General features: G+C 55.3%; 7 protein-coding genes. 6 read left to right on the forward strand and 1 reads right to left on the reverse strand.

Annotated features, from left to right (window positions below):
• Positions 1-247: 247 nt before the first annotated feature.
• The 6 genes from H567_RS24620 to H567_RS0112090 all read left to right on the forward strand — a co-directional run bounded on the left by H567_RS24620 (position 248) and on the right by H567_RS0112090 (position 4,718).
• Positions 248-814 (forward strand): lipocalin family protein, encoded by a 567-nt coding sequence (locus H567_RS24620; RefSeq protein WP_161626617.1) that lies wholly within the window; start codon positions 248-250, stop codon positions 812-814.
• Between the two features lie 232 nt (positions 815-1,046).
• Positions 1,047-1,541, forward strand: coding sequence for a hypothetical protein (locus H567_RS24625; protein ID WP_051184782.1), 495 nt, complete (start codon positions 1,047-1,049; stop codon positions 1,539-1,541).
• 429 nt (positions 1,542-1,970) lie between these two features.
• On the forward strand, positions 1,971-3,065 hold the full coding sequence (yedE, locus tag H567_RS0112075) for a YedE family putative selenium transporter (protein WP_028321596.1): 1,095 nt from the start codon (positions 1,971-1,973) through the stop codon (positions 3,063-3,065).
• An 18-nt stretch (positions 3,066-3,083) separates the two neighbouring features.
• Positions 3,084-3,302 carry a sulfurtransferase TusA family protein gene (locus tag H567_RS0112080; RefSeq protein WP_028321597.1) on the forward strand — a complete coding sequence of 73 codons (219 nt, stop codon included), beginning with the start codon at positions 3,084-3,086 and terminating at the stop codon, positions 3,300-3,302.
• 19 nt (positions 3,303-3,321) lie between these two features.
• A complete protein-coding gene (locus H567_RS0112085; protein WP_028321598.1) occupies positions 3,322-3,873 on the forward strand; it encodes a putative Se/S carrier protein in 552 nt (183 codons plus the stop codon).
• Positions 3,867-4,718: an NAD(P)H-hydrate dehydratase gene (locus H567_RS0112090; protein ID WP_028321599.1), complete on the forward strand. Its 852-nt coding sequence runs from the start codon at positions 3,867-3,869 to the stop codon at positions 4,716-4,718. The genes H567_RS0112085 and H567_RS0112090 overlap by 7 nt, the downstream gene beginning before the upstream one ends.
• An 88-nt stretch (positions 4,719-4,806) precedes the next feature.
• Here H567_RS0112090 and H567_RS0112095 read toward each other — a convergent pair whose 3' ends face one another.
• The gene (locus tag H567_RS0112095; RefSeq protein ID WP_028321600.1) at positions 4,807-6,051 is read right to left on the reverse strand and encodes an MFS transporter; all 1,245 of its coding nucleotides are present in this window, start codon (positions 6,049-6,051) and stop codon (positions 4,807-4,809) included.
• Positions 6,052-6,747 lie beyond the last annotated feature (696 nt).

The following is a 6,747-nucleotide window of genomic DNA, read 5'->3' on the forward strand; positions in this document are numbered from 1 at the left end:
TAAAAACCATCTCTTAAGAGTGCAAAACAGAATCGTGCCTATGCTTCGTAATCCAGCCTGGGCGTTGGGTGATGAAATGGGTTGTACATTCCCTTGGGCCATCCTGTAACCACAGTCAAACAATCCACCGTGAGGCTCGAAACAAGACTCGGCGAAGGTTTGTTATGTCGGGCTGCCTGTGTTCTCTGACGCTGATACCTGAGGAGCGCGTTTTATGGGGTGTCTGTTTGAAGTGATGAAAACCTCCATGTTTGCAATCTTTTTGGCGATTGCCGGCTGCGCCTCTTTGCCTGAGCCAAAGGAGGCGAATCAGCCGGTTCCATCCGTGGACCTCGCAGAATACATGGGCCGGTGGTATGCCGTTGCGTCTCTGCCGGCCTGGTTTCAGCGGGATTGCCACTGCGTGAAGGCGGAATATTCGATGATGAAGGACTATGTCGCCGTCATCAACTCCTGCCGTAAGGGGTCTCCCGACGCCCCCATGAAGGTGAGTACGGCCAAGGCCTTTATGGTGCCGGGGTCGAACGGCGCAGAACTCCGGGTCCAGTTCTTCTGGCCCTTCAAGGGCGACTACTGGATCATCGCGTTGGACGAGGATTACCGCTGGGCCATGGTCGGACATCCTTCCCGCAAATACCTCTGGATTATGAGCCGCACCCCTGGCATGGATCAGGACGTTTACGAGACATTGGTGGGTTCGGCTGAGGCGAAAGGGTATCCTGTGCATAGGCTCGAGCGCATCCCGCAGGGGTGTGAGCCATATGATTCGACCTCCGCATCAAGAGGCTCATCCGGTTCGCCGGCCTGGCAGTAAGGTGGCTTTGCATCGCCGAAACTTTTAAAAGCAAAGGCGCTGACTTCACTCCGAGATCTGGACCGCCCTCCGCAGAGGCCTGGGCACGTGTTCTGTGAAGCAGAGAGGAGGCCGGCGCAGGGAGAGGCCTAAAACCTTATTTGGCTTGACATCGGAGAACCGATGCTCCAGAGTCGTGCTCAGTGTAAGGGAGGCTCGATGATCTGAAGGAACTGAAGTGAGGAGGAACAACATGAGAAAGATTGGGGTTATTATTGCAGGTTTTCTGCTGATGTTCACCTACGGCTGCAGCGGGGAAGATGCCCAGAAAGCGGCGCAAGAGACTAAAGAAGTGGTAACAGCCACAGAGGAAAAGGCCGGCCAGGTCAAGCAGGAAATTTCGGAAACGGCTGAGGAAGCCGGAGCCGCGGCAGAGCAAACCGCTGGTCAGGCGGCGGATGAGGCCGAGGAAGCCGCTGATCAAGCCGCCTCCACCACGGAGGAAGCAGCCGGAGAGGTAGAGGCTCAATCCAAGGATGTGGTCGAAGACACGGTGTCCGCCACGGAAGAGGCGGCTGGGCAGATCACGGAAAAAGCGGGGGAAATGCTCGAAGACGCTAAGTCGGCTGCCGCGGAGGGGGTTTCTCAGCTGAGCGACAAAGCGACGAAAATGATGGATGACGGGTCATCCGCCACGGAGGAGGCCGCTGCCGGCGCGGAAGAGAAAACCGGAAGCACGAACCCATAGTTCACCTGCCTATAACAAAAGATCACATCGCCACCCTGAAGAAATGGGACTCCAAAGCCCGGCTCCCTTAAAGAGCCGGGCTTTCGAATCCAGACCAAACCCGATAGAATCCCTTCCTTCGCCGCATCCTGCACGGTCATAAGAAATGTTCGGCGCTTGAAAAGACTGCTGATAGTCGAAGATGGCCTGTCCCTGCAATGCAGGGGACGCTTTCACACCCCGGTTTCTGCCCTCGCAAATCTTTCTGTCAGTGAAAGAGCGGGCGAGATGTTCTCGGCTTCTCGACCATCTCCTGAACCCATAGAAAAACCGTATCTCTTGGACGGATATTATCGGATATTCCAGTTTGACAATACAATGTTTTCTATAGTACACAAGCCCCCGCATGTCGTTGAGAGCCGTATTCATCAAAGAGGGGGGAAAGGGAGAATGGATGCCATTAAACGCTTTTTTGCGAGTCGATGGGGGATTGTCAGCGTCGGCGTCTTCATCGGCCTGTTCGCCGCCCTGCTTCAAAAATGGGGCAACCCGGGCAACATGGGGATCTGCGTCGCCTGTTTCGAAAGGGACATCGCCGGGGCCGTCGGTCTCCACCGCGCCGATGTCGTTCAGTACCTGCGGCCGGAGATCATCGGCTTCGTCCTTGGGGCGTTGCTGGCCGCTTACACGTTCAGGGAATTCCAGCCTCGGGCGGGATCAGCCCCGATCGTTCGGTTTTTCCTCGGCGCTTTCGCGATGATCGGCGCCTTGGTATTCCTGGGTTGCCCCTGGCGTGCCCTGCTGCGCCTCGCCGGCGGAGACGGGAACGCCATCCTCGGGATTGCCGGATTGATCTTCGGCATCTGGATTGGCACGCGCTTTCTCAAGGCCGGATACAACCTCGGGCGCACGACCAGGACATATCCATCCGCAGGCTGGCTTATGCCATTGCTGATGGCGGGATTTTTGCTGCTGCTGCTTGTTTTTCCGCAGGTGGCGGGGGAGGCGAAGAGCGGTGTTCTGTTTTACAGCTTGAAAGGCCCCGGATCCATGCACGCGCCGCTCGCCATCTCGCTGATCGTGGGACTTGCCATTGGGTTTTTGGCGCAACGAAGCCGTTTCTGCACCATGGGCGCGTTCCGCGATCTGCTCCTCTTCAGGCAGGCGCATCTTTTCTCCGGGCTTCTCGCTCTGACCATCACTGCTTTCGTAGTTAACCTCGCGCTCGGACAGTTCCGCCCCGGCATAGCCGGGCAGCCGGTGGCGCATACGATGCATTTCTGGAATTTTGCAGGAATGGTTCTTGCGGGGCTTGCCTTCACCCTCGCGGGCGGGTGCCCCGGGCGTCAGCTTTTCCTTGCGGGTGAGGGCGATGGCGATGCGGCGGTCTTTGTAATGGGGATGATCGTAGGGGCCGGGTTCTCACACAATTTCGGGCTGGCCAGCTCTCCAAACGGCGTCGGTCCGCATGGCGTCTCAGCGGTGATCATCGGCATGCTGGTCTGTCTTTTCATCGGTTTTAGCATGAGAAAAAAGGCTGCATAAATGGAGGGTTCAAAGCAGATGGCAACGACAGTCGATGCACGGGGCCTTTCTTGTCCCCAGCCCGTCCTGATGACGATGGACGAGATGAAGAGAATCGGCAGAGGGGAGATCCAAATCCTGGTCGATACGGTGACCTCGAGGGAGAATGTCTCTCGGGCGGCAGCCAGCCAGGGTTGGAGGGTCGAAGACACGCAACCGGACGGCGATGGATTCCGCGTCCACATCGTGAAAAAATAGCGCAAACCGGAAGGAGCCCATGGCATTTGCCAACCTTTTCAAACGCAAATCCACGCCGCCCTCCAGTGGCAAGACGCCTGTATGGGACCGGGGTATTTTCGTCTTCGAGAACACGAGCGAAGTCCTGCGTGCCGAAAGGCTTCTGAAGACGAAAGGCTGGGATATCCGCGTGATGGGGCCGCCTCCCGAGATCCGGACAGGCTGCGACCTGGTGATTACCTTCCCCTTGATCGAAGAGATGAAGATCTGTGAAACCCTTCGGGGGGCGGATCTCGAGCCTATCGAAGTGGTTCCGGTAAACAGTCCGCTGCTCCAGCCGGTGGATCTCTTTCATGTGAAGGACTACGGACGCCACCTGATGGTCCGCGCCGCCAATATGAAGCTCACCATCGATCTGGAGACGCGGATCATCGTCAATATCTCCGGAGGCGGATGCCCCGACGTCCCGTATCTGGCCGCCGAAATGGTCGGCAAGCGCCTGGAGGAAGCGCCTCACCCCAAGGAGATCGGACACACCCTTTGCGGTTATGCGCTTCAGCTGGCTTACGAAGAAATGAGGCGGCGATGCTAGCGATCGTGGGAACCGTTCCCTGTGAGGATGTCCCCATCGTCATCGGGAAGGCGGATCTGCAGGATGGCCTCCTTCAAGTCGAAGACCGGCGTTTCCCGGTGAATCGAGGCACCCCGGCCCTGCTGGCGGCGTCCGTTACGGTCTGCAAGGCTCTGGGCCTGCCATTGCCTCTCGCGTACCTGGTGGGAGACACCGGACCGGGCAAGGGCAGCCGCCGCCTGTATGATTACCTGACGAGGCATATCGGTGAAGCGGAATGGGATGTCCTGACCTTCCACTATCTCCAGCCGGATGCCGATTGGCACAACAAAGTGCTTTTCGCGATAGAGGACATGCCGGACCGGCCTGTCCTGATCGCTGACGCCGGGTTTATGTACGCTGCGAAAATGAGCGGACAGGCGGAGGCCTACGATCTGTTCACTCCGGACGTAGGAGAACTGGCCTTTCTCGCCGATGAGGAAGCTCCTCATCCTTTCTACACGCGTGGGTTCATCCTCCACCGCGAGGACGCCACACCGGAGATGATCGCCCGGGCCTACGAACATGCCAACGCCGCCCGGAACCTGCTTGTCAAGGGCCGCAAGGACTACGTCGCCGATCGGAAAGGCATCCGGGCGATCGTGGATCAACCGAGCGAGGAAGCCCTGGAAGCAATCGGCGGCACAGGCGACACACTGACCGGCATCGTATCGGCGTTGATCGAGGCGGGCATGCCCCTGCTGGAAGCGTCGCAAAAAGCAGCAAGGATCAATCGTATTGCAGGGGCCCTTGCACAACCCACACCCGCTAGTCAGGTGCTCGATATCATCGCGCACATAGCCGCTGCCCTGAAACAGGTCCTATGAGAGGACATTCGATATCACCCTCCCGCCGGCGAAATATGGGCTGGCCGTTGTTTGTCAGCGGTTGTTCAGACCTCCTCATCGGCATGTCTTATCCGTTCATCTTTGCGGCAACTCTCCGAGGGGCGGTCTCTTTGGCGAAAAGGGACAATATGAATGCAAGAGCAGAACACACAACCACCACCCACATTGTTGCCGTCAGCCCATAGAGATCTGCTATTCTGCCTCCGAAGACCGGAAAGACGGTTGCCCCGATGATTTCCCCGAGACCTTGTGGCACAGCTACTGCCGTAGCTGCTATCGTGAATGGAACACTTTCAGTAGGAATAATCACCAGATATATGGGAAAACTGGAAAGGCCGATACAGAAAAGGGTAAAATAAATCGCTAAAGAAAAAGCGCCAGTCCCTTGAGGGGCGATCGCAAAAAGAATCCCACCCAAGGTTCCTAAACCGAATAATACCAGCAGGACGGGCTTTCGTCCGACTTTATCCGAAATGGATGGTGCGATCAATTGGAGGATGAAAGTCAGAAATCCTCCCCCCGCCATAATCCAACCAGTCTGTATCGGACTGAATCCATGAACCTTGCTGAAAAAAGAAGGGACGAAGGTAAACAACACCCAAAGGTAAGCCATGGTGAAAACCGCGACCACGGTCATCAGGATAACGTTCCGGTACCTGAAGACATCCCATATGTGAAATTCCCGCCCCTCGTGAAGCAGAACTTTTCGTCCCGTCTCTTTCCGGACGCGGATGTTTTCCGCTACGGACGGTGGTTCCCTCATGAACCGGGACATATACCAGATAAGAATTATGCCCGGGATGGCAACCAGGAAGAAGCCGTAGCGCCATCCGACTGTCGAGAGCAGATATCCGGCGATGATTGGACCGAATCCCATCCCGAACAAGGGCCAGAAGCTTTGTGTAAGCCCCATCCAAAACCCTCTTTTTTCCGGAGGTGATTCCTCGGCGATAGCGGCGAACCCAGGGCCGTACATGCTCCCAAATCCGATACCCATCAATGTTCTGATCCCGACCATTTGCCCGAAACCTTGAACCAGCCCGGTCAGACCACTGAACAGATGTGCTCCCAGGTTGCCCCAAATGCTGCCCTTGCGGCGCCCGTAGTATTCTGTCAGCGGATTGACAACCCATGCCCCGATCGCTGCACCGATAGCTGTCAGCGTTACAATCAGGCCAAGCTGTGCATAGGTGAATTCCAGTTCCGGCATAAAACCCGGTGCGGCATAACCAATCATACATCGATCCAAACCTGAAAATCCCCAAGTCAGGCCAAAAACGATACTGAGTTTTCCAACGTAATTTAATTTCATGTCGTTTCCTCTCTTGCTTACCTAAAAAGATTGGTGGCTATGATGGAAGGAAAACTGCCATTTCTCACCTGTTCCGGAGCTTCTTCTTTGAACGAAATTTCACCTCCTTCCGGATTGAGTTATCAGCTTCTCCGCATTAATCCGAACTAGGGCATGGACCGATCAAAAAATCACTTTGAGTGGATCTATTTGTAAACCGGCCAGCTGGTACGTTTATTCAAGTTTCAACTAGAGGGTAATGGTTCTTTGTCGGATTTGGTCGGGCCTGATAGTAAAGTAAATTTGCCTGAAATTTCAGATGACTATCGATATCGAAAAACTGGCCTTCAAGGACTCGGGGACTGTTTGGGAAATTTTGTGAGTTTTTGGCTGGCTTTTTGGGCAAATGTTTCACATTCTTCCTGCCGATTCTGTGCACGCGGGGATGATCTAACTCGACTTTACAAATAAGCGAGCAGAAACCGCCTGATTACCTGTGATATCAATATGTTAGCTGTTGTTTAGCTGTAGGACCCTACTGTATGCCGAAAAAATGCCTTCTCAAATGCAGCATATATAACCATCAAGGATATTTTCCCTTGACATGTAGGACCCTACTCTATATAGTGGGTGCCATGGCGCACCTACACAAGAAAATCAAGAAAGGCAACGCCTACTACTACGTGCGTGAGACCCAACGCATCGATGGCAAACCCA

Source organism: Desulfatiglans anilini DSM 4660 (genome assembly GCF_000422285.1).
GTDB lineage: Bacteria > Desulfobacterota > DSM-4660 > Desulfatiglandales > Desulfatiglandaceae > Desulfatiglans > Desulfatiglans anilini.

Bases quoted from the DNA above. Each gene is read 5' to 3' on its own strand.
- H567_RS24625 (WP_051184782.1), top strand. From the start codon at position 1,047: ATGAGAAAGATTGGGGTTATTATTGCAGGTTTTCTGCTGATGTTCACC.
- H567_RS0112090 (WP_028321599.1), top strand. From the start codon at position 3,867: ATGCTAGCGATCGTGGGAACCGTTCCCTGTGAGGATGTCCCCATCGTC.
- yedE (WP_028321596.1), top strand. From the start codon at position 1,971: ATGGATGCCATTAAACGCTTTTTTGCGAGTCGATGGGGGATTGTCAGC.
- H567_RS0112085 (WP_028321598.1), top strand. From the start codon at position 3,322: ATGGCATTTGCCAACCTTTTCAAACGCAAATCCACGCCGCCCTCCAGT.
- H567_RS0112080 (WP_028321597.1), top strand. From the start codon at position 3,084: ATGGCAACGACAGTCGATGCACGGGGCCTTTCTTGTCCCCAGCCCGTC.
- H567_RS0112095 (WP_028321600.1), bottom strand. From the start codon at position 6,051: ATGAAATTAAATTACGTTGGAAAACTCAGTATCGTTTTTGGCCTGACT.
- H567_RS24620 (WP_161626617.1), top strand. From the start codon at position 248: ATGTTTGCAATCTTTTTGGCGATTGCCGGCTGCGCCTCTTTGCCTGAG.